We start from the raw sequence: 23283 nt of genomic DNA, 5'->3' as shown, positions 1-23283 counted from the left end.
AGAAATCCTGGCCTTTATGAACACGATGATGACGATCTCAGAATCCTATTTCCGAAAGAGCATCGTACTGCCATTGATAGAAGAAGGGATGTTGCACAAGGATTTTATACCAGGCAGTCAAAGTAAGAGAAAATATTATATGGTGAAGAAGTAATGAGAACCCACTGAGTAGACTGATGCAGCTGCTTGGTGGGTTCTTTTTTATTGTTTTAAATTGTTTTATTTTGAGACAAGCCTATCTATTGATATGGTAAAATTATCAAAAGGGTCAGTTTTTTATGAAGGGGAATATAAAATGAGTGAAGCTATCAAACTTACACCAGAGGATATACAAACAATTAAAACTGATATGGACGAAGCAATCAAACTAGTTAAACATTATGCTGTTCAATATGCAGGGCAAGAGCACTATGATCATCTAGGTGCAAGTTGTGTTATGTCAGCAACCAACACCGTCGATACCGTTATTGGCTCAGCTCAATATCTCGATGGGGCTTTTCTAATGCCGGATGAAATTCATGTTGAACGATTAGTTGACTGGTTTATAAAGAATAAAGACTTTGAATGTAATAGAGCCATTCTTACATTTTACTTTGCAAATTATATTAAGCGGAAAATTAACGCTTTGTATCGATCTATCAATAAAGATGAACTTGCCACAACTCTTACTATAATAGGGAGTAAAGAAGCGGCTAAGGAATTTAAAAAGCAATGTCGTAAGCGTAAGAAGCTAGGCGTTAAAATCATTCGTCAGTACTAAGGGGTGATCAATAATGAGTAAGGAGCTGTACATAAAAGAGCTTGATAAGTTAATAAACAAGTTTATTTTTAGATCACGTGACTTTGTGGATTATGCGGCACACCTGTACGGATATACTGAGATGTTAATGACAGGGGAAAACAACTCAAAGTTTACCTATGATCATGAGTACTTTAACTTTACTAAAAGCACTAAAACATTGATTAGTATTAGAGAATTACTAAAAATGGGTCATAACGAAGATGCCCTGATACTGATAAGAAGTATGTTTGAAAATTACTTGAGCAGCAGATACCTTAACGAAAATGAAGAATTTATTGACCAGTTGATAACCTTTCCTTTAAATTTGTTCTTTGCTGAATATAATGTTCGAGACGAAGGAGAGATATTTAATCGAGAAGGGGAAAAAGTGGGGGAGCTAATAAATCCAAGTGGATTTAAAACAGGTAAAGATAAACAGTATTATTATACGTTTTATGGTTTCCTATCTCCTTTTGCTCACAGCAATTTTGGCATAGTAAATTATTATCTTGATAAGAATTTGTGTTTTACAATTGAAAAGGAAAATTATCCTCTACTTGTTCGTTTCTTTACAGTTTTTGTATTCACTAAGATTTTTGAACATATTGTAACTGTCGAAGGTGAAGATTTCATTAACGAAAGAACAGAGAAAGAATGTTATAAGCTAGTCGAGGAGTCTATCAAATTCCAAGATGAATTAATTCCTGTTTTAATTGCAGCATTTACTTCAGACGATACTAAGGTTAAACATTACAATAAAAGAATGAGGGAAATGCTAAAGGCTATGAGGAAATCTTTAAAGGAAGAGTTGGGCAGTGTAAAAAAGGACTTTCTAAACTAACGATTCAATTACGAATAGGAAAATGGTAAACAATTTTAATAGAAGAAACTCGTTTAATCTTGCTCATCACTATACGTGGTGGGCATTTTTTTATTGTTATAGTGGGGATATATTTTGCATATTTTTATCCATACGTCCTCACGGCGATGCTCCGCCAGCCTCTTGAAACAGGTGAGGTAACGATTAGCAGGGCCCATTCCACTGTGACGTATCCCTCTTCTTTTATCCTATTGTTAGCCATGAACCCTTGTCCTTGTGGATACCTCGGATCGCCTCATCATTACTGCACCTGTTCCCAAAAACAAATCCAAGCCTACAAAAATCGGTTGTCAGGTCCTATTTATGACCGGATGGATATTCTCTTATCTTTGCAATCGGTGAATGTCAATAAGCTATCCCATGTGAAGGAATCTTCGGCTGATATAAGGAAGCGAGTAGAGGCAGCCAGCTTGAAGCAGTTGGATCGGTACGGAGAAGAAGTGTCCAATAACAAAGTCCCTTTTGAAAAAATGATGGCCGCCAGTCCACTTTCAAATGAACAGAGACAACTGCTCACTCGCGTCTCCTCCAAGCAAAACTGGAGCAATCGCGTGCAAATCAAGATTATCCGGCTAGCGAGAACCATTTCAGATTTAGCAGGAGAGGAACAACTATCGGATGGAGCTATCTGGGAAGCAATGAAACTGAGAAGGTGGGACATGAATAAACCACATTTGATTGCGAGGGAAAAATAAGTATGCCTTTCAAAAAGAGAGTCCATATACCTGAACGCTTCTATCACATTGTGACCCGGGGAAACCGCAGGGATCCGCTTTTCCGGGATGAAGACGATTTTCAAGCTTTTCTCCACATCCTCTATCAAATCCACGAAAAATATCCCTTTGAGATTGCCTCCTTTTGCCTCATGAATAACCATTACCATTTGCAGCTGCGTTCAAAGAAGATATCTCTTTCTAAGATCATGGGCCTTATCAATAAGCGATATGCCAATTACTATAATACGAAATACCGGCTCACAGGTCATGTTTATGAAAAGCGCTTTTACGACAAGGTCATTGACAGCAAAGAAGGGATGCTGGAGGTCAGCCGTTATATTCATCTTAATCCGGTAGAAGCCAGAATGGTTAAGCGACCGTAACATTATCCCTGGAGTAGTTTTCCCTACTATAAAAATGACAAGTTAACAGCTCCTGTATTTATGAATGGAAAAGTTCTACTGGATTACTATGAAGGGGAACTATCGCTAAAGAGGGAGAAGTACTGCAGCTCCGTTACTTGGTGAGTATGAGGAAAGGATAACATCTCCAATCCTAGCAGAGAACTTGGTTGGCAGTTTGACAAACAGTGAATAAGAAATTTGTTCACCCGACCATTGTTGAATTAGCTGCTTTGCTAAGTCCCGCTTTAATAAGTTCATGTATCTTTGAATGTATCATCCACTTTTTCACTCCTTGCCTCCCTTGTAGCTTCAATAATTGTAGTATTCTGAAGGTCTGGAGAAGGGGATATAATGTTGTCATCTTATAGAGCAAAGACATTAGTTTAGCGTTTACATCTTATATAATGATGCTAAAGTCCAGGGTTTATTTACCTGTTTTTGCTAGATTTAAAGTTGAAAATAGAATGCCTTGGGAAACGATGGTACTATATTTATAAATTGGAATTTTATAGGTGTTTTTGGAATTAATTTTTATATTTAATAAGAAAGGATCGATCAAATGGCCGCTGAAATCAAGATTCAGTACAATGAGACGGAAAGAGCCCTTTCGACGCTTAGACAGACGTTGGATGCCTGGAACTCGCACTATCCAAGACAGATTGGCGGAGATAACCAACTGCAGGTAATTGATAAGATGAATGAACTGAACGAACAATGTCAGCAAATGCTTGAGAGCTATAAACAGCTGCTACTGGAAAATCAAGCGGCTGCCAAACAGTCCGTAGAAACCATGGAAGAGACGGATCATTCCCTTTCTTCTATGATCACCTTGAGCCGGTAGGGAGGCACTCTATGAAAATACTAAATGTGGAAGCCTTTCATAGTGGGTTGAAAGATATGGAGGAAACCTTGTCCTCCCAGAAAGATCAGGTGGAACAGATTGAAAAGGCTGTCACAGACGTGGTTAATCTGGATGAGGCTTTCAAGGGAGAAGGCGGGGAGGCAATCCGTGATTTTTACCGAAGCAAGCATCTTCCCATGCTGGAAAAGTACCAGCTGTTCCTATCAGACTACCAATCCGTCCTAAGACAGATGACAGAAGCCCTTTATTCCCTTGAGCCTTCGCCTGCCGGGTTCATCAGGCAGAGCTTCCTGGAAGGCGATGTCGAGCAAGGTATTCAACGCGCTAGGCAGACGACGATGGACCTGACGAGTGAGGCAAACGCTGCACTGCGGAGCGTATCGGATATCGTTTCCGTTCCAAGGATACAGGATGGACCGTTTCTGCAACAAGCGGCCTTCGCCCAGCGGGAAAAAGAGCGAAGCATAGAAAAACTGCTCGAATTCGACCATACACAGACATCTTCCCTCTCTTCTTTAGAAAAGCAAGTCCACTCCATGACGCAGGAAATCACACAGCTTCAAACTATTTTTCAAGAAGGAAAGATTGGTATAATAGAGAAAAATAAAAAAATGATTCTCGATGAATCGTCGTTTCTAACAAAATTATCAGAGCTTGCCTCTGTATGGCTGTCGCAGAAATCCTCTCAGTTCCTTGGAACGTTGGAAGGAAGTTTCTTTGCCATCGTCGATATCGTGAGCGGCCTGGCCGACTCACTCATCGCCCTGTTCACGGATCCGATCGGATTATTCAAGGGAGCTATCAATACTGTTCTGCATCCCATCGACACCGCCAAGTACATTTGGAATGACCTGAAGCAATCCTATGAAGAGGATGTCGTCAATGGAGATATACGAAGCAGAGCCAGGTACTCCTCCTATGCGGAAACCTATATCGCCGCATCCATTTTCGGAACCAGGGGTGTAGACAAAGTCAGCATAGTGGGCAAAGCCGGCAAAATGAATTCCAAACCGGACGTCCCTTACAACGTCCTGACCACCGCCAAAATTAAGAGTTCCATCAAGAACGGAGTCAAAAGCACCTTCGGAAAAGTGGAAGACACCGTTCATAACCTGCTTTCTTCCCGCAGCGGAAAGCGGGCAATGGAACTGGACAGGCTTTCCTCGCATCTGAAGGACCTTTTCAGAAAAACCAGAAACGTCCTGAACCCGGATAAAATTAAAACCGCCATCGACAAGACCTATCAGAAAGTAGCAGCTGGACCGATCTCCAAGGCTGTTCAATCTGATGTTTTTTCCAGGATGGGCAGGGTTTTGTTGAATGAAAAGGGGCATGTTGTGATTCCTGGGAAGGGGAAGGTTTCGCAGGGTGAGAGGGTTACGGAAAAAGTTGATGGGCTTAAATCCAAAAGATTATCTTCTGAACAGATTGAGTTAGATTGGCTGGCTGATAAGTACACTGCTGTAGAAGTAAAAGGAACAGTTAAAGTTGGTGGAAAGAAAGTAGATGTATCCAGAAGAGTGTACCAAATTGAGATTGATAAGAATTATGTACCTAATAATCCGAAGGCACTAGGAAAATCGAATGGAGAATTAATGAAAAAGGGGAAATCACCATATATTGTAAATGATGGGGTGGAAAGTAAAGTTGAATTACACCATTTAATTCAAAAAGAACCTGGTGGAATGGTTGAAATTGCGGAGTTTACTCATGATAAATATGATTCGATGCTACATGGTTTGATTGAAAATGGAAATAGTTTTAGGAATAATCCAGAACTTGAAAAAATGTATAATAATTTTAGAAGTAACTATTGGAAAATGCGTGCTAGTGAATAATAGGAGTGAGTTTAATCTATGGATGAAAGAATTATTAAGATGATTGAAAATTATGGTGTAGAAGATGACTTTTTTGGAGAAGTATCAGAAGAATATATTAATAAGGCTGAAGAAAAACTTAGAATTAAATTTCCTCGAAGTTATCGCGATTTTATAAAGAAATATGGTTCGGGGGGGATATGTGGAGTTGAGCTTGAAGGTGTTCAGGATAATTTAGGAGCATCTGTAGTTGATGCAACAGTGAGATGGAGAAAATTAGGTTTGGGTAGGAACTTAATTGTTTTAGAGGACTCGGGAGAATTTGCTAGATGTATGTATTGTGCAGATATTAATGATGACAGAGTATTTAGTTGGGAAAGGGGAGGGACAGATTTAAACCCAAGGTATAATACATTCGATGATTATGTAATAGACATATTTCAAGAAGGAATTGATAACTGTTAAAAACTATTGAGGTTAATCCAGCGAATACTTATGAATCAATTAACGAACCCGTACAAACTCGTAAGTTTAATGCAGAAGTAGTGATGACCTACAAAGGTGTCATACTGTTAATATAATTCTTACAAATTTATGCTACTTAAAAACATATGAACTTAAAGCACTTGATTGTCAACTAAAGGCAGCGAGTGCTTTTTTGTAGGGAGTCTCTGTTTGTACAACAACAAAATTCGCTCAAGCATCACAAAAATTAGCAGATCAGCTTAATAGTTCCCCAAATCTTGCTCGAAATTTCGGGATTGAAGCTGGTGGAATAAAAGCTAGAGATATAGAAAGATACCGAGAAAGAAATAAATTAACATGACATGAATTAAACGATGTCAAAACTATACAACTTGTGCCATCAAAGATAAACAAGACATTCGGACATCTTGGTGGTATAGGTGAGATAAATGCAGGCGCGTTTGAACCTGGGGGATTAGCTAAAAAATAATAGTAGAAAGGTGATTCTAATATGAAAATAAATGATACAGTTTTTGGTGAACTTGAATATGAATATGGTTGGTCTAGGTACACTACTATAGAATTTTGTGGAAAAGAAGCAGAGGTAGCACTTATGATAAAAGGTGAAGAGGATGGTAAGTTTGATGAAGAACAATATATTGCTTATAACTCACTGATGCAAAAATGGGAACAAATACAATACAGTATATTGCAACCAATTTTAAACTATTATAAACAAACGCGACATGAATTGGGTTATGATATTGACCACAATGAGAATTACCCGGAAATTGAAACAACTGATCAAATACTTGAAATGATTAACCTAGTTGGTATTGTTGTTCCGTATGGGGATATTTATGATGAACGTGATATTGGAATAACATTTGATTGTACATGGGATATAGAAAATGGGTTGGGACTCCGTTTATTGAATGAACAGGTGAATGAAGTAGGGTACCAAGATGTAGCAATCTAAATATACTATTTGTTATACCATAACAATCTTTAACCATATTTTAATGGGAAATTTAGGGACAGAGGGACAGTGAACTGTCCCTCTGTCCCCAAAGGGAGTAACTTTGGTTCCCCTAAGTATTTGAACGGTAATAACAGAAATAAAAAAAGCAAGGCATAATATATCTCCCTGCTTTCAGAATTCAGTTAAAAAGTATTTTAGGCGATTATTTCAAACCAAGCCACGAAACTAGGACTGCCGATTTGACATGCGAAACTACCATTTACAATTACCCCTTCTTTTACTGAGGCATTGAAAAGTTCCCCTTTATTAACGTTAAAACCATTCGTTCTAAAATCTTTTTTAGCTCTTACAATTATTAATTCGTCATCCGGTATAAATATTTTAAACATATTGTATCCTCCAATCACCGTTATCAACAAGAAATTCCAGTTTCAGAGGAATAGGTTCGTCGTTCCACAATATTCCCACCTAAAACCGCCAAGTAATAATGTACATCTCTTGCCTTTATGCTTGTTACTTTAAACAAAATGCCCAACAGACACTCATTTGAGGTTTAAATCACAAGTTTCACATCTCACGAAATTTTTAGAAATTAAATGGGTTAATTGTGTCTACCATTACTTGTTAAATAGGTTATTAGTCCATATAGGAATTAGTTATGCCCCACATATAGGAACTACTTTCATAAATAGTATTCGTCTCTTGAATATTATATGAAAATGCAGCCCCAAGAAAGTTTAAAATCTTTTTTCTAAATTCATTTACTTGTCTATGCTCTGGAGGAAATATAGCGTATCCATCTTTGGCAGCCATTGGAGCAGCAATTCTTTTTCCAGCATCCTTTTGTATTGCAGCATATATAAACAATGTATCACCCAGGAGAGTTAGAAATTTAAACAGTTCGTCTATATTTCTTTCTTCTGACCAATAATATTTCCCTTGTTGTTGGTAGTAATGACACGCACATGAAACAAAGCTTCTTATTAAAGACACTACTTCCAATTTAGCTTCTTGATTGAAATTCTCCATAGTTTGTGCTATTTCATAAAAAACGTCTAGTTTTTTACCCATATCTTCAATAGAAAAAGTGTCATCATTATTTAAGCCAATTGTTCTGAGTAATGATACGTAACCGACTTCAGTCATAGATACTTTCCACCTTTTTCATATAATGTAAGTATTATACCGTAAGTTACAAAGGACAGGTCCTCGTTCCGCTTGGGTGCAACCGTCAAGTAGAAATCAACAGTTTTTCGGAAATAAAATTAAACAGTTTTCGTCAATTAAGATTCAACACTCTGATTATCAAATAAGCTTTTCTGTATTTCATTCTGATCCTGTCCTTCGCTGAAAGTCAAAATTTCGCTCCGGTGAAGGAGACGGTCCAATATGAGGGACAGAGGGACAGGTTAAGACCGGTGAAATAAAAAAATATCTTGATGAAGCTGGTGTTGATGGAGTTGAGTATAAAAACGGAATGCCAGACTTTTCTCCATTTTCAAAAGGTGAAATTAAATTAGAAAATATGACGAATGATAGAAAATCAAACTTTTCGACTGCTGATGAAGAATTGGCTAAAAAGTGGAGTGCACCAGAACAAAAATGGACAGCAGAAGATATAGCTGATTGGCGAGAAGATAATAAATATACTTGGCATGAACTTAATGACTTGGAAACAATACAATTGGTGCCAAGTAAAATCAATAGAGTTTTTAAACATTTGGGTGGAGTTGGAGAATATAATATAAAAGTTAAGTTAGGAGAGTAATTAGGATGGCTATGATTAATGATGAATTATTTGGAAAGCTTGAATATAAAAACAATATTTGGAGAGGGAAAACAACCATTAGAATGTTTGATTTGGAAAGAGAAATACTTTTAAGTGTTGATGCACATGAAAATGCTGATTTTTCAAATGTGCAAAGAGAAGCATTTATTAACTTTAATCAAGAAATGAAAAACATAATACATGAGGCTGAAAAGCAAGTCTACGATTACTATATTGAGAACTATGAAGAGTATAGAGAGATGTTAGGTAATGAATCAGAAGCAGATCAATTTGCACCAAAGATTGATTCTATCTCAGATTTAAAAGGAATAGTAAAACCAGTTGAATTAATTGTAAGAAGAGTAAGAAAGAATGGAAAAAGAAGATTAGGTTTACTTTGTGATGTTTCCTGGGATATAGACAATGGAATGGGAATAAAAATCGAAGATGAAATGGTAGAAGAAGTGGGTTATCAAGATATTGTATTATAGCTTTCGAAATATTATGGATGATAAAGTTGACCTTGAATGGAAGTGAGTTCCTTCAGGTTTTTTCTTATAATTTAATAGATGAGAGGTGATATAAAAAGACTGTATGAAATTCATAGCTCATGAAGGAAGTACCATCATGGGGTATTATTTATTTATATATTTGTATTTTGTGAGAAGTACGATAAACAGTCGAGATGACATTTTAAGTGGCAGGAAGACTTATATATCGCAGCATCCATTTTCGGAACCAGAGGTGTAGACAAAGTAAGCATATCTCTGTTTTAAGTTACACGAAAGGTAGCTAGTAAGAAAATTATTCTTTTGAGTATAATTGTTAGAATATTCAAATTAAATGTGGCTATTTTACCAGGAGTGTTGTACTATAATCTCAGGTTAGAGCTCAACCGAAAAGTAATTTAACAGGGTAAAAGAATTATTCATGTTGCTGAATGTAGTTTATTTTGTCATTCAAAAAAATATAATGTGAATGGATGGAATATGTATGAAGAATATAGTTAGGATAATATGTTCAGTTATGTTATTGTTTGTTACATTTACTGCGGTTGAGCAAAATTACGCCGATGCGTCATTTGGTTGTGATGATGCCGATTATTCATTGGCGGGAACAACAAAAAAAGGAACCATTACTATTGATCCACGAGAAGGTGGTTGTACAGACCCTCCAGGCACAGGGGGGGATTTAGACCCTGGCACAGGAACCGGTGATGATACAGGTGAAGATCCAGGAACCGGTGAAGATTTACCTGTCGGGGAAGAAGTATTTCTTGGTGAATTCGTAGAATTTACAAATGAACTAGGTGAAACAGTAACAGAACCCTATTCTCCGGAATTGATTAGAGAACTAGAAACCATTAATAATCAAAAAGGAGACCAGTTAAACTGTATAGCTTGTGTTGGCGACTTTACGTATTACACTTATAAAGTGTATAATCAGGGTATTACCAAATCCTGGTCTTATCTATCAAACCCCTATTTCATCATTAGTATTGCAAGAGGTGCAACCTATAAGTCATCTATTGAGAGAACGACTACCATCTCGGCAAGTTACTCGGGGAGTATTCCCTCAAAATCAGCGGTGAACCAAACCTTTGGACTTACTGCGTCAGGATCAAAAACGATTAAATTTGAAGTCAGCCTTTCCGGACCTTCAGGAAACTACAACTCAAGGGATTTTTACTACAAAAAAGGCAGACATACCTATAAGGTTAAAACGGTTAAGTCTAAAAAGAACAAAAGCGGAAAAGTTCTTTCCAGTTCCACTTACTATGGATATGTTGGGAAACCAGCGGTCAAACACTATTCTGTAGACACTAAGTAGAGATATTAAGGAGAAAAAACATGAAGCTGAATTGGCAGTCCATATTATGCTTGGCTATATTCCTGATCAGTTTAGGCAGCTTGCTCTATGTACTGAGTTCTAATTTGATTGCAGAGTATTTATTAGCTTATGGAATACCGCTTTCAATCGTTTTAAGTTTTAGTTTATTATCACTTGTATTCGCTTTGAAAAAGTAAGCGGATACTTCGATCACCCCCATATGAAATTGGGTATTCGCGCCTTATCTTATATTCCTACACTGTGGAGAACTGTCATTATTACGGGTTATCCTTTGGGAGAGAAAACTATAAATTATTTAGTAATAAGAGAGACCAATTAGCATATTATGGGTCTCTCTTTTTTTGTTAAAGTTAGGTTTGTTTTGAAATATCAATGAAAATAGCGGGATTTATCACATAAAATACAATGGACCTTTGTTCATTGAGGTGCTATTTTATTGGCGATTTAAAGTGGTAAATCATTGCTGTTTTATCCACTTTAAGATTAAATATCTAACAACTAACACTCACTTATTGCCTATAGATTACTCATTAGGTTAATGAAGAAAATGATATAATTTATCTAATGAAATTATCTGTAGAGGAGGCAGGAAATTGAATATTTTCGAGCATTTAGATGAACTACAAGTGGATTTGAGAAGAAAAAGCCCTGACGAAATCGAAGAGAAGTATTTCAATATCTGTTCCCGATTAGCTGGCCCTGATAGAGCCAATACGATTAATCAAATAGCTTTAAATCAATATGAAAAAGAATTAAGGCAAGGTCTTGAACAATCTATAAAAATAGCTGAAAAACAAACAGCCAGAGCAATCTACTTTGAATACGATTTAGATAATAAATGGGATAGTGCTTTTTTTATATGCGAAGAATACACTCCATTAGAAGATGAAGATGATGACTGGGCGAGTGATTGGTCAGAGAATGTTGAAGCGCCAAGTTTAGAGGGTTTTGGCACCATTTATGAAGTAGATGGATTTGATGGAAACGACATAGCAATAGGTTCGACAATCTATTTAGTGGCGAGGACGGTTATTGCATTCACAAGAGCTTATATATCAATCTCTCATGAAAATTCAATCGCTGTGTGTATCGCCTTTCACGGCCAAGACCCTATCTTCAGAATTAAAGAATAGTCGAAAGAGCATTAATGGTCTGATCAATACTCCTTTATTTTGAATTCTAAAAATTGTTTTTGTTAAGAACTTAGACCCTATCTTATTTGAAGTCCTGGTCAAGGGAGCCCACCTTCATCTGCATAAATCATTTAAAACTAACTTGGTAATGATAGAGTTACCAGAAAGAAAAAGCAGGGTCTATTACATTGGCCTTTATAGGAACTGGCAGGAAACCCTACATATTGAAAAGGTTCCAATCTTATTTAAAGGCTCTTTTCGTAAACTCTGTTGCTATTCAATATAAATTTCAACTAATATCCTGGTAAATCGTCGTAACACCCCCGGTGAGAAGGAAAGAAAAGAGCTGCTCTTTCTTTTCCGAGAGTAAAACCTTTGTATACAGGGGGGGAATCGGCACCTGGGATCTTTCCGAAAGCAACAATATATGCGAAAACAGCCTATTTAAAATATGAAAGGAATATAGTGACAAGTCTTCAATCTATGTAAGGGAAGTAAAAGAAATGTAAATCTACACAAATTGTATTTACACGTTATTCTTCCCCATCTATAATTGTAATGGGGGATTATGGTATTAAAAGTCGAAAAAAGTTTCAGGAGGTTGTTTGTCTTCTTCCCTGTTTTTCTATATTTGGTTCTAAGTCTGGATTATATTTTTAGAAAATTGTCACTTTTGCAGATATTAAAACGAAATATGCACGGGGAAGGGTTTGTTGCTTACAGATGAAATGGTCATTAGTTTTGATAGGTTAAGTGGAACCGGTTTATATGCCAGTCACATCTAATAGACACCAGCCTTGGAAGCTTTGAAAATATAAAAATAGAAGGAGATTGAAACGTACAAATGTTGTCGTTTTTTCATGTGTGCAAAAGCAGCAACAAAAAAGTAAGCTCCCCTGAAAAGTAAAGTCTACTGCGTCTGATTCAACTGGATATTTCAGTATTGGCAGCCATTACGAAAGAAACGCCAAAACAGCATGATTCTACTAAAAGGATAATTAGTTTTCAAAAATGGGAGGAAGAAAATTGAAAAGACGCCATAAGAGAAGTGTAAGTATCGTCACATTGATTTTTTTGGTTACAAGTTTATTTGCACCCGTTGCTAATACTAATGTAAGAGCTGAAGCTGCTGTGGCTGCTGATCTCATTATCTCTGAATATATTGAGGGATCGAGCTTCAATAAAGCTATTGAAATATATAATGGTACGGGAGGAGAAGTCGATCTGAACGGCTATACCCTGGAACATTACAATAATAGTAACAGTGCCACTACAGGAACCACTGCACCAGGCAGTTCTTTGCCATTAGAGGGGAAGCTTGCAAGTGGTGATACTTATGTTATTACCCGGCCTGATGCAGATGCTGCCATTCTAGCTGTGGGTGATATGCTCGACACAAGCAAGCAAGTCATTAATTTTAATGGAAATGACCAGATTGTACTGAGAAAGAATGGCCAGGCAGTGGATTCAATTGGTCAGGTCGGTTCAGTGGAAAGTGTACTGGCAGATGTTTCTCTTGTCAGGAACAGCGATGTTTCAGCCGGGGATACAATTATTGATGATGTCTTTGATAGGAATACGGAATGGACGAATAAAGGAAAAGATATTTTCTCTGATATCGGCAAACACACCTTTGGAACTTCCGATCCTGTAGATCCAGAACCAGAACCAGAACCAGTTGTTCCGGCAATTTCCATTGCGGAAGCACGTGGACAAGGTGCTGGCAGCACGGTGACGTTCGAAGGAATTGCTACAACGAATACAGGACTGTGGGGTTATGACACCTTCTACGTACAAGATGAAACAGCTGGGATTCTTGTTTTTAATAGTCTTCAGGGTGTTAAACCGGGAGATAAAGTCAAAATCACCGGTGAATTGCTAACTTATAATAATGAGTTGGAGATCAAACCTACCGAGCAGGAAATTCTTTCGTCAGACAACAGTCTTCCTGCAGCACAGTCTGTGACAAAAGTGGACGAAAGTATGCAAGGGGAATGGTTAAAGCTGGAAAATGTCGAGATTACCGACTTGAAAAAAGATAATTATGGAACGGCTACTTTTGAAGCGGTATTTGAGGGCGGAGGAAGTGTTACTGTCGTTCACGATAACCGCACAGGTACCACTTATGATGATCTAATCAAGCACTACAAAGAAGGGGATATGGTTCATCTTACAGGAATTGGATCTGTTAACAGTGCTGGCTATCACTTGAAAACGCTTGGTCTGGAAAGCTACGATCTAGTCAACAAGCCGGCGGTATATTCAACTCAGGCACAAGGAGTTGTAGAAGCAGGTACGAAAATTGAATTGAAATCCGATATTGAAGGTGCTGAAATCTATTACACTATTGATGGTTCAGCTCCAAATCCGGAAAGTGAAAAGTATACTCAGCCAATTGCTCTGGAAACTGGAGAAACAACCATTAAAGCAATCGCGGTTGCTGAGGGTAATGAGAGTGATATATTCAGTTTTTCTTATAGAATTCTGAATACTGAAGGTATCTATATCCATGACATCCAAGGGAAAGGCCATGCTTCTGAATATGATGGATCTTCAGTGACAGATGTTACTGGTGTTGTGACTCATATCTTCAATGCAAATAGTTTTGTTATGCAAGATGTTGAGAATGCAGATGAGGATACCGCAACTTCTGAAGCTATAGAAGTATACCAAAGAAACCATGGAGTCTCTGTTGGGGATACAGTTTCTGTAGACGGGACAGTGACAGAATATGGTGGAGGCACAAACCTTTCCAGAACGCAAATTACTGGAACTGCAGTAACCAAGACAGGTACTGCTGACCTTCCTGCCCCTCTTGTAGTGGGGAAAGATATTGTACCTCCGAACAAAATCATCGATAACGATAAATTGGAGTCTTTCGATCCTGAAGAGGATGGTATCGACTTCTGGGAATCGGTTGAATATATGCGCCTTTCGTTCCCAGATGCTCTTGTTGTCGGACCGCCATATTCCGGCGAGGTTCCAATTATTGTGGAAAGCACAACAAATAACGAGGTAAATGTTAATGGCGGGTTGAATATCGCAGCAGACGATTATAATCCTGAGAAAATCATGCTATCTGGTGTGGGTACTACTTATAATGCAGGAGACCAATTTGATGGAGATGTAGTTGGTATTCTTTCTTATTCAAGTTCAGGCTACCGAATAGTGACTGATAAGAGCACATTGCCGGGTGTCATCCCATCGAATGTTACACCTGAAGTTACAGACATCGTACCTGCAGACGACAAATTGACTGTGGCAAGTTACAATGTCGAAAACTTCTCAAACAACGCTGACAATACACCCAATGAAAAAGTGGCGAAGATTGCAGAATCCTTTGTGGATAATATGAAATCCCCCGATGTCATTACGCTTGTAGAGGTTCAAGATAATGATGGACAGACTAATTCCGGCAATGCAGATGCATCCGAGAGCTACCAGCGTTTGATTGATGCCATTGTGGCTGCAGGAGGTCCCGTGTATGACTGGACAGATGTTGCACCTGTAAACAATACAAATGGTGGTGCACCTGGCGGGAATATCCGGGTGGGATATTTGTATAATCCAGATCGAGTAACTCTAGTGGAAGGTACAAAAGGTGCTGCCACACAAGCAAATGCTTGGTCCGAAGAAGGAAACTTAACGCTTAATCCCGGAGTGATCAATCCAGACCAATTCGTTGACACCCGTAAGCCGATTGCCGCAGAATTCGAGTTTAAAGGCGAACGCGTTGTAGTCATCGGCGCTCATCTTAATTCCAAGGGCGGAGATGAATCCCTATGGGGTGCAAGCCAACCGCCTAAATTGGGTTCTGAAGCAGAGCGATTGAAATTAGCGCAAGAAGTCAACAACTTTATTGATGCCGGACTTGCAAAAAATCCCGCTTTGAATGTGATTGTTGCGGGAGATATGAATGATTTTGAATTCACCCCGGCACTTGATACGCTAAAAGGCGGAGTTTTGACGAATATGGTAGATTCAGTTCCTGTCAAGGATCGTTTCTCATACTTCTTCCAAGGAAACAACCAAGTTCTGGACCATATACTGGTTTCTAATAATCTTGTGTCCAATACTTCAGTTGATATGATCCATATCAATGCGAATTTTACAGAAGAGCAGGGCCGTGCATCTGACCATGATCCTGTATTGATTCAACTTGATCTGGGAGGACCGGACCTAACTCTTTTCCATACCAATGACACCCATTCAGCATTGGACTTGATGCCTAGGACAATAACAGCACTAAAAGATCTTAGAGCCGTTTCTCCGGATGGATTGCTTCTTCATGCAGGCGATGCATTTACTGGAACTTTATACTTCAATGAGTTCCAAGGTGAAGCTGATCTCGCCATGATGAATCTGATGGACTATGATGCTATGACTTTTGGTAACCATGAATTTGATTTAGGCTCTTCACCGGAAGGCCATCAAGCTCTGGCTGACTTTATCAAAGGAGCAGACTTCCCATTTGTAAGCTCGAACGTGGATTTTTCAAAAGATGCGAAATTTGATGGACTTGTCAACGACTCCATTGAAGCTTCTTATGAAAATGGTGAAATCTATAATGGCATCATCAAAGAAGTGAACGGCGAGAAAGTCGGTATCTTCGGTTTGACTACAGAGGAAACGGCTGATATTTCAAGTCCGGGCTCTATAACTTTTAAGAATTACATTGATGAAGCTGAAAAAGCTGTTGCTTCGTTAGAAGAACAAGGAGTCAACCGGATTGTGGCATTGACACATATCGGGTATGACGATAATGCAGCAATAGATAATGACCTTTTGCTTGCAGAATTAGTAGAAGGTATTGACGTTATCGTAGGTGGACACAGCCATACAAAATTAAGTGAACCTGTGATTGTTGCAAAAGATGAGACACCGACCATCATCGTACAAACCGGCAATTCAAACAACAACCTTGGTGTTTTGAATGTTAATTTTGATGAAAATGATGTAATCGCAACGTATGATGGGCGCGTAATACCAATCACAAAAGAGATTGCTGCTGATCAAGAAGCGGTGGAAGTGCTTGCACCATTTAAAGCACGTGTCGATGCTGTCGCTAATGAAGAAATCGGAGTCACAACTGATTCTGCATTGGAAAGTCCGCGTACAAACGGCGATAATACCAAGCCAAGTGTACGTAAAAATGAAACAATCCTTGGCAACTTGATTACAGATGGTATGCTTGCTAAGGCTGAAGATTTCACGGGCAAGAACATCATCATGGCTTTGCAAAACGGCGGGGGAATCCGTGCGGGCATCAATGAAGGCCCAATCACTGTAGGAGAAATCATCACTGTTCTCCCGTTTGCCAATACTCTGGCAACGATGGATCTGACCGGCGCAGAACTGAAAGAGGCATTTGAAACCAGCTTTGGTCAATATCCTGTGGAAAATGGCGGGTTCCTGCATGTAGCCGGAGGAAAAGTGAAATTCGATTCCAGCAAACCAGAAGGTGAACGTGTAGTATCAATTAAATATCTGAATGAGAATGATAAATATATCGAAATTTCAGATGAAGAAACTTATACTATCGCAACCAATGCGTTCACAGCAAAAGGCGGAGATGGATATGACGTCTTTGCGAAAGCTTATGAAGAAGGCCGTGTAACTGATTTAGGCCTGTCTGATTGGGAAAACTTCCGGAATCACTTGATCAGCATCGGCAGTGAGGGAATTCCAACGGATGTAGAAGGCAGAATCACTGATGTAAAAGGACAATATAATCTGACTGTCATGCATACAAATGATACTCATTCAGCTTTAGAGAACATGCCGAAGACAGTTACTGCTGTAAAAGAAGTTAGAGAAGCAAATCCTGATGCACTCCTTCTTGACGCTGGGGATGCATTCACCGGGACCTTATATTTCAACGAATTCAAAGGTGAAGCTGAACTTGCCTTAATGAAACTTATGGGTTATGACGCCATGACGTTCGGTAACCATGAATTCGACTTAGGTTCTTCACCAGAAGGCCATCAGGCGTTGGCTGACTTTGTTAAGGGAGCTAACTTCCCATTTGTAAGTGCGAACGTTGACTTTTCAAAAGATGCCAAATTTGACGGACTATTCAATGACTTTATTGAATCCGCATATGACAATGGCGAGATCTATAATGGCATCATTAAAGAAGTGAACGGTGAGAGAGTTGGGATCTTCGGTTTGACGACAGAAGAAACTGCCGATATTTCCAGTCCGGGCTCCATTACATTTGAAAATTATCTTGAAGAGGCTGAAAAATCAGTAGAGTACTTCGAGTCGCAAGGCGTTAACAAAATTATTGCATTGACCCATATTGGTTATGATGACAATGCAGCAGTTGATAATGACCTTGTTCTTGCAGAGCAAGTAGAGGGCATTGATATTATCGTAGGCGGACATAGCCATACAGCGTTATCTAAACCAGTTGTTGTAGCTGAGGATGCCACTCCAACTGTACTCGTGCAAACAGGAAATTCTAACAGCAATCTAGGTCTTCTTGATGTAAGTTTCGATGAAAATGGTGTTGTTATAGACAATGACGGAAACTTAATAAAAATCAGTGACAAAACAGCTGACCAAGAAGCAGTGGATGTATTGGCACCATTTAAAGCACAGGTTGATGCGGTAGCAAAACAAGAAATCGGCGTTTCAACTCCAATTGCACTGGAAAACCCTAGAACGAACGGTGACAATACGAATCCAAGTGTACGTAAAAACGAGACAATCCTGGGTAACCTGATTACCGATGGAATGCTTTCAAAAGCTAAGAACTTTACAGGTGAAAATATTATCATGTCATTGCAAAACGGTGGTGGAATCCGCGCAGCAATCGATGCAGGTCCGATTACTGTAGGAGAGATCATTACAGTTCTTCCATTTGCCAATACATTGGCAACAATGGATTTGACCGGTGCTGAACTTAAAGAAGCATTCGAAATCAGCTTCAGTCAATACCCAGGTGAAAATGGAGGCTTCCTGCATGTAGCCGGAGGGAAAGTAGAATTTGATTCTGCCAAGCCTGCAGGCGAACGTGTAGTATCAATTAAATATCTGAATGAAGATGGTCAATATGTAGAGATTTCTGATCAAGAAACATACACCATCGCAACAAATGCTTTCACAGCAAAAGGCGGAGATGGATATGACGTCTTTGCAAAAGCTTATGCAGAAGGCCGTGTAACCGACCTGGGTCTATCTGACTGGGAAAACTTCCGTGATCATTTGGTCACTATAGGCAGTGAAGGAATTCCAACTGAAGTGGAAGGCCGAATTGTAGATATTAGTTCAATGCCTGGAGAAGACCCGGGAGAAAATCCAGGAGAAGACCCAGGGGATAACCCGGGAGAAAACCCAGGAGATAATCCGGGAGAAGGCTCTGGGGATAACCCAGGAGATGATCCTGGGAACAAACCGGGAGAAAATCCAGGAGATAATCCAGGAAATAAGCCGGGAGAGAATCCAGGCAAAACACCAGGTGGTAAACTTCCAAATACAGGAACAAATACTTTCATTGTTTTATTTGCAGGATTACTATTAATTCTGGTTGGCGGCGGTTCTATCTTCCTTTATAAGAGAAGAACTGCTTAAATACTGAGGGGAGAGAGGGGTCTGTTCCTCTCTCCCTTATGAAGAAGAGACATGTCATGGAACATGTCTCTTTTTTACATTTTCATAGGGCCATATCATCCATTGGAACACCGCTAATCACTATTTTGTACAATCCCTTTTATTGGATATTCTTGTGCACCTTTTAGACTACGCTGGAATCTACTGCTATATTTAAGGTGTTTTGTGGTTAGGTTGGGTGCCTGTCCCTCCTTCCGGCAATCATTAAAATTGACCATATAGAAGATCTATTTTCTAAATGGAGGGGATTGCAAATGAAAGCCTTTATCATAAAAGTTCCAACTTCCTTCACAAAAGCAAGACAAGGGACCTATCCCTTCTTCCCCTGTCCCTTTGTGTCCAAACAGGCAGCAATCTTACCCCATTTAATCCTTTTTTAGCATGGGAAAGAAGGGCAGTTCAAAGGGTCCTCGTACCACCAATTTTTTGCCTCAGTAGAAGGTTGGTATAATGTTCTGCGACAAGCGGATGTGATTGGTGATTCATTAGATAATGATTTATCTAGAAGGATTTTGCGATGAACATGTGTGGGAGTAGAAGTGGTAGTTTCCTTTCCTGCCCAATCCTTCGCCTGAAAGCCTTCTTTCCTGTAATCTCTTTTCGAATACCCCATTAACTTTTTTAAACCAATTATCAAATCGATAAAGAGATGATGCTCATTTGCCGAGGAAGGCCCGAAAGAAAAGCAGCACTGGTTTGTTTTGGTACATCATGAAGTATCAAAAAGTGCGGCTATTTATTGTCTATGTCATTACTAAAGTCCAGGGTGTGTTTTCCTGTTTTTGCCAAATTTTAAGTTGAAAATAGAATGCCCTGGGAAAGGATGGTACTATATTTATGAATTGGAATTTTATAGGTGTTTTATGAAATTAATTTTTGTATTTAATAAGAAAGGATCGATCAAATGGCCGCTGAAATCAAGATTCAGTACAATGAGACGGAAAGAGCTCTTTCGACGCTTAGACAGGCAGTCGATTCCTGGAACTCTGCATAGGTCATCGACAAGATGAATGAATTGAACGAACAATGTCAGCAAATGCTTGAGAGCTATAAACAGCTTCTCTTGGAAAATCAAGCGGCTGCCAAACAGTCCGTAGAAACCATGGAAGAAACCGATCATTCCCTTTCTTCTATGATCACCTTGAGCCGGTAGGGAGGCACTCTATGAAAATACTAAATGTGGAAGCCTTTCATAGTGGATTGGAAGAGATTGAGGAAACCTTGTCCTCCCAGAAAGATCAGGTGGAACAGATTAAAAAGGCTGTCACAGACGTGGTTAATCTGGATGAGGCTTTCAAGGGAGAAGGTGGAGATGCGATCCGTGATTTTTACCGAAGCAAGCATCTTCCCATGCTGGAAAAGTACCAGCTGTTCCTATCAGACTACCAGTCCGTCCTAAGGCAGACGACAGAAGCCCTTTATTCCCTTGAGCCTTCGCCTGCCGGGTTCATCAGGCAGAGCTTCCTGGAAGGCGATGTCGAGCAAGGTATTCAACGCGCCCGGCAGACGACGATGGACCTGACGAGTGAGGCAAACGCTGCACTGCGGAGCGTATCGGATATCGTTTCCGTTCCAAGGATACAGGATGGACCGTTTCTGCAGCAGGCGGCCTTCGCCCAGCGGGAAAAAGAACGAAGCATCGAAAAACTGCTCGAATTTGACCATATACAGACATCTTCCCTCTCTTCTTTAGAAAAGCAAGTCCACTCCATGACCCAGGAAATCACACAGCTTCAAACTGTTTTTCAAAAAGGAAAGCTTGGTATAATAGAGAATAATAAAAAAATAATTATCGATGAATCGTCGTTTCTAACAAAATTATCTGAGCTTGCCTCTGTATGGCTGTCGCAGAAATCCTCTCAGTTCCTTGGAACATTGGAAGGAAGCTTCTTTGCCATCGTCGATATCGTAGACGGCCTCGCCGACTCACTCATCGCCCTGTTCACGGATCCCATCGGATTCTTCAAGGGCATCATCAATACCGTCCTGCATCCCATCGACACCGCCCAATACATTTGGAATAGTCTCAAACAATCCTTTGAAGAGGATGTCATCAACGGAGATGCCCGAAGCAGCGCCAGGTATTTCTCCTATGCAGTGACCTACATCGCCGCATCCATCTTCGGCACCAAGGGCGCAGACAGAGTCAATAAAATGAGCAAAGCCGGCAAGATGAACTCCAAGCCAGACGTTCCTTACAACGTCATGACCACCGCCAAAATTAAGAATTCCATCAAGAACGGAGTCAGGAACACCTTCGGAAAAGTGGAAGACTCCGTTCATAACCTGCTTTCTTCCCGCAGCGGAAAGCGGGCAATGGAACTGGACAGGCTTTCCTCGCACTTACAGGACCTTTTCAAAAAAACCAGAAACGTCCTGAACCCGGATAAAATTAAAACCGCCATCGACAAGACCTATCAGAAAGTGGCGGAGGGACCGATCTCCAAGGCTGTTCAATCTGATGTTTTTTCCAGGATGGGCAGGGTTTTGTTGAATGAAAAGGGGCATGTGGTGATTCCCGGGAAGGGGAAGGTTTCGGAGGGTGATAGGGTTGATGGTGGTTCTAAGGGTACGGCTGAAACTAGTATATCTAAGCCAGCAAGACCTAAAGCAAGTAGTGTGAAACCAGGGGTAAGAGAGAAACCTTCTGCTAGTATAAAACAGAAGGAAAAAAGATTGTCAAATGAGCATTTAAATAATCTTGTAAAAGGCAACTTTGTTAAAGAAACCTCTAGGACTAGAACCTTCACACCAGAAACTATGCCAGGAAGTAAAGATTTTGCAAAATGGTTTAATGAATTGAGCATAGATGAATTTGAACTAGCCTGGTCTACTCCAAAATTAAGGATTATAATTGAGAGTAGGATTCGTTATCCTGGTGGCTACCATGAATGGCATCTAGTATCTCGAGCACCAATTTTTAAACGGTGGGGCGTAACGGCTGAAGATATAGCAGAAATGAGAACGTTAACGAAAGACGTTGAGTTTGTAAACCCAGCAGGAAGACATGGGTTTGATGGTTCTGGAAAAGCTCATAGAGAGCTTCTTGATCTGATTGACTACTCACTTGATTATGAAACATTTAAAAGGAAATTAAGAAATTGGGCACATTATAGGTTGAAAGGCGGAATTGATTCTTTACCTGAAGGGCTTAGATAATTAGAAATGGGGGATTAAGATGGAAAACCCAGGAGCTGTTTCTCTTTGGTTTGGAAATTGTAGTAATGAGGATTTGCTAAGCAAGTATGTAGAAATAAAATATGATAATGAGGAAAACAGAATTCCTTCAAGCTTTATGAATGACTTTAAAATAGACTTCCCTGAGTACAACCAAGATTTACTAGAATGTACTTACAATGATTATCCTACTTCTTCTTTGTCTGAATTACTAAAGAATGCTTCTTATTCTGATGCACTTATAAGTGAACTTAAAAACTTTTATGGTGACAGTTTAGAAGAAAAGTACAATATTGTTATTCGGTTATATGATTTTGAATATGAGGAACTTGTTGAGGATGCAAAACTTGATGGTAGGAGCCTTAAATATATGGGGTCTGTTATTTATGAAGATTAGTAACTGAATATGAAAAATAATTTAGTACTTGAAGCCGCGAAGCACTTTTTGTTAGCTGACAAAAGGTGCTTTTTGCATGTAATAAGTTTGGTTGAACACAGTAAAGTATAATTTATGTAAAATAGAGACCTCCTGGAGTATCTTGTAATATTTTGTCTAACGAGAAAAGTACGAGAACCGAACGAGCTGATGTTTATAAGGTAGGGATACTTAAGATACTTCAAGTACTTAAACTAAAGAGAATGTCAAAGCTCGCAATGCTAAATTATCGACACGGATACATAAAGATAGTGAATAATAAAAATTTTGTGTGAGAATCGAAAGCACATGATGGTTGTACCGACATGTGGGACATAGGGACAATGGACACAGGGACAGGTTCCTCGTCCCACCAAATATTTACACTGCACTGCTACCCTCTACAGATTGAGCCACT

The 23283-nt window shown here is 39.3% G+C and carries 17 protein-coding genes and 3 pseudogenes; 18 read left to right on the top strand and 2 right to left on the bottom strand.

What is annotated here, in order from left to right:
* Nucleotides 1-295: 295 nt before the first annotated feature.
* The 10 genes and pseudogenes from D3H55_RS10085 to D3H55_RS10045 all read left to right on the top strand — a co-directional run bounded on the left by D3H55_RS10085 (nucleotide 296) and on the right by D3H55_RS10045 (nucleotide 6904).
* Nucleotides 296-760 (top strand): hypothetical protein, encoded by a 465-nt coding sequence (locus tag D3H55_RS10085; RefSeq protein ID WP_119546777.1) that lies wholly within the window; start codon nucleotides 296-298, stop codon nucleotides 758-760.
* Between the two features lie 13 nt (nucleotides 761-773).
* On the top strand, nucleotides 774-1622 hold the full coding sequence (locus D3H55_RS10080) for a DUF5677 domain-containing protein (RefSeq protein ID WP_119546776.1): 849 nt from the start codon (nucleotides 774-776) through the stop codon (nucleotides 1620-1622).
* Nucleotides 1623-1825: 203 nt separating this feature from the next.
* Nucleotides 1826-1951, top strand: a pseudogene (locus D3H55_RS24925) (ATP-binding protein); the annotation flags it as partial.
* Between the two features lie 48 nt (nucleotides 1952-1999).
* Entirely contained in the window at nucleotides 2000-2356 is a 357-nt protein-coding gene (locus tag D3H55_RS24920; RefSeq protein WP_240628547.1) for a magnesium chelatase subunit ChlI family protein, read from the top strand.
* Between the two features lie 2 nt (nucleotides 2357-2358).
* Nucleotides 2359-2904, top strand: a pseudogene (locus D3H55_RS10070) (REP-associated tyrosine transposase).
* Nucleotides 2905-3340: 436 nt separating this feature from the next.
* Nucleotides 3341-3622 carry a YwqI/YxiC family protein gene (locus D3H55_RS10065; RefSeq protein WP_119546775.1) on the top strand — a complete coding sequence of 94 codons (282 nt, stop codon included), beginning with the start codon at nucleotides 3341-3343 and terminating at the stop codon, nucleotides 3620-3622.
* A gap of 11 nt (nucleotides 3623-3633) precedes the next feature.
* The gene (locus D3H55_RS10060; RefSeq protein ID WP_119546774.1) at nucleotides 3634-5481 is read left to right on the top strand and encodes a T7SS effector LXG polymorphic toxin; all 1848 of its coding nucleotides are present in this window, start codon (nucleotides 3634-3636) and stop codon (nucleotides 5479-5481) included.
* Nucleotides 5482-5499: 18 nt separating this feature from the next.
* Nucleotides 5500-5925 (top strand): SMI1/KNR4 family protein, encoded by a 426-nt coding sequence (locus D3H55_RS10055; protein WP_119546773.1) that lies wholly within the window; start codon nucleotides 5500-5502, stop codon nucleotides 5923-5925.
* 226 nt (nucleotides 5926-6151) lie between these two features.
* Nucleotides 6152-6415 (top strand): annotated as a pseudogene (locus D3H55_RS24915) (HNH endonuclease); the annotation flags it as partial.
* Nucleotides 6416-6436: 21 nt separating this feature from the next.
* Complete coding sequence (locus D3H55_RS10045; RefSeq protein ID WP_095322245.1) at nucleotides 6437-6904, top strand: DUF6985 domain-containing protein; 468 nt, start codon at nucleotides 6437-6439, stop codon at nucleotides 6902-6904.
* Between the two features lie 197 nt (nucleotides 6905-7101).
* On the opposite strand, the gene D3H55_RS10040 is transcribed toward D3H55_RS10045, so the two are convergent.
* Together D3H55_RS10040 and D3H55_RS10035 are read right to left on the bottom strand one after the other, a co-directional pair.
* Nucleotides 7102-7296, bottom strand: a complete 195-nt coding sequence (locus tag D3H55_RS10040) for a hypothetical protein (RefSeq protein WP_119546772.1) — start codon at nucleotides 7294-7296, stop codon at nucleotides 7102-7104.
* 247 nt (nucleotides 7297-7543) lie between these two features.
* The gene (locus D3H55_RS10035) at nucleotides 7544-8053 is read right to left on the bottom strand and encodes a hypothetical protein (RefSeq protein ID WP_119546771.1); all 510 of its coding nucleotides are present in this window, start codon (nucleotides 8051-8053) and stop codon (nucleotides 7544-7546) included.
* Nucleotides 8054-8330: 277 nt separating this feature from the next.
* Between D3H55_RS10035 and D3H55_RS10025 the strand changes: the two genes are divergently transcribed.
* The 8 genes from D3H55_RS10025 (at nucleotide 8331) to D3H55_RS09980 (ending at nucleotide 22847) form a co-directional block, all read left to right on the top strand.
* Nucleotides 8331-8675: an HNH endonuclease gene (locus D3H55_RS10025; RefSeq protein WP_276310229.1), complete on the top strand. Its 345-nt coding sequence runs from the start codon at nucleotides 8331-8333 to the stop codon at nucleotides 8673-8675.
* A 5-nt stretch (nucleotides 8676-8680) separates the two neighbouring features.
* Nucleotides 8681-9166, top strand: coding sequence for a DUF6985 domain-containing protein (locus D3H55_RS10020; RefSeq protein WP_119546769.1), 486 nt, complete (start codon nucleotides 8681-8683; stop codon nucleotides 9164-9166).
* A 502-nt stretch (nucleotides 9167-9668) separates the two neighbouring features.
* Nucleotides 9669-10505 (top strand): hypothetical protein, encoded by an 837-nt coding sequence (locus tag D3H55_RS10015; protein WP_136035678.1) that lies wholly within the window; start codon nucleotides 9669-9671, stop codon nucleotides 10503-10505.
* Nucleotides 10506-11119: 614 nt separating this feature from the next.
* On the top strand, nucleotides 11120-11659 hold the full coding sequence (locus D3H55_RS10010) for a hypothetical protein (RefSeq protein ID WP_119546767.1): 540 nt from the start codon (nucleotides 11120-11122) through the stop codon (nucleotides 11657-11659).
* Between the two features lie 1026 nt (nucleotides 11660-12685).
* A complete protein-coding gene (locus D3H55_RS24910) occupies nucleotides 12686-19234 on the top strand; it encodes a 5'-nucleotidase C-terminal domain-containing protein (protein ID WP_240628545.1) in 6549 nt (2182 codons plus the stop codon).
* A gap of 1045 nt (nucleotides 19235-20279) precedes the next feature.
* Nucleotides 20280-20426, top strand: a complete 147-nt coding sequence (locus D3H55_RS24195; protein ID WP_168413030.1) for a DUF5344 family protein — start codon at nucleotides 20280-20282, stop codon at nucleotides 20424-20426.
* A gap of 11 nt (nucleotides 20427-20437) precedes the next feature.
* On the top strand, nucleotides 20438-22432 hold the full coding sequence (locus D3H55_RS09985; RefSeq protein WP_119546765.1) for an LXG domain-containing protein: 1995 nt from the start codon (nucleotides 20438-20440) through the stop codon (nucleotides 22430-22432).
* A gap of 19 nt (nucleotides 22433-22451) precedes the next feature.
* Nucleotides 22452-22847, top strand: coding sequence for an immunity 22 family protein (locus D3H55_RS09980; RefSeq protein WP_119546764.1), 396 nt, complete (start codon nucleotides 22452-22454; stop codon nucleotides 22845-22847).
* Nucleotides 22848-23283: the final 436 nt, after the last annotated feature.

The sequence above is a fragment of the Bacillus salacetis genome, from assembly GCF_003581585.1.
In the GTDB taxonomy this organism is placed as follows: domain Bacteria; phylum Bacillota; class Bacilli; order Bacillales; family Bacillaceae_B; genus Rossellomorea; species Rossellomorea salacetis.
This window is presented reverse-complemented; position numbering and strand designations above follow the sequence as displayed.

What these genes read in the sequence shown, in the direction of transcription:
- D3H55_RS10040 (WP_119546772.1), bottom strand. Translation starts at nt 7,296, where the DNA reads ATGTTTAAAATATTTATACCGGATGACGAATTAATAATTGTAAGAGCT.
- D3H55_RS10015 (WP_136035678.1), top strand. Translation starts at nt 9,669, where the DNA reads ATGAAGAATATAGTTAGGATAATATGTTCAGTTATGTTATTGTTTGTT.
- D3H55_RS10020 (WP_119546769.1), top strand. Translation starts at nt 8,681, where the DNA reads ATGGCTATGATTAATGATGAATTATTTGGAAAGCTTGAATATAAAAAC.
- D3H55_RS24195 (WP_168413030.1), top strand. Translation starts at nt 20,280, where the DNA reads ATGAATGAATTGAACGAACAATGTCAGCAAATGCTTGAGAGCTATAAA.
- D3H55_RS09985 (WP_119546765.1), top strand. Translation starts at nt 20,438, where the DNA reads ATGAAAATACTAAATGTGGAAGCCTTTCATAGTGGATTGGAAGAGATT.
- D3H55_RS10035 (WP_119546771.1), bottom strand. Translation starts at nt 8,053, where the DNA reads ATGACTGAAGTCGGTTACGTATCATTACTCAGAACAATTGGCTTAAAT.
- D3H55_RS10055 (WP_119546773.1), top strand. Translation starts at nt 5,500, where the DNA reads ATGGATGAAAGAATTATTAAGATGATTGAAAATTATGGTGTAGAAGAT.
- D3H55_RS09980 (WP_119546764.1), top strand. Translation starts at nt 22,452, where the DNA reads ATGGAAAACCCAGGAGCTGTTTCTCTTTGGTTTGGAAATTGTAGTAAT.
- D3H55_RS10045 (WP_095322245.1), top strand. Translation starts at nt 6,437, where the DNA reads ATGAAAATAAATGATACAGTTTTTGGTGAACTTGAATATGAATATGGT.
- D3H55_RS10080 (WP_119546776.1), top strand. Translation starts at nt 774, where the DNA reads ATGAGTAAGGAGCTGTACATAAAAGAGCTTGATAAGTTAATAAACAAG.
- D3H55_RS10060 (WP_119546774.1), top strand. Translation starts at nt 3,634, where the DNA reads ATGAAAATACTAAATGTGGAAGCCTTTCATAGTGGGTTGAAAGATATG.
- D3H55_RS10085 (WP_119546777.1), top strand. Translation starts at nt 296, where the DNA reads ATGAGTGAAGCTATCAAACTTACACCAGAGGATATACAAACAATTAAA.
- D3H55_RS10065 (WP_119546775.1), top strand. Translation starts at nt 3,341, where the DNA reads ATGGCCGCTGAAATCAAGATTCAGTACAATGAGACGGAAAGAGCCCTT.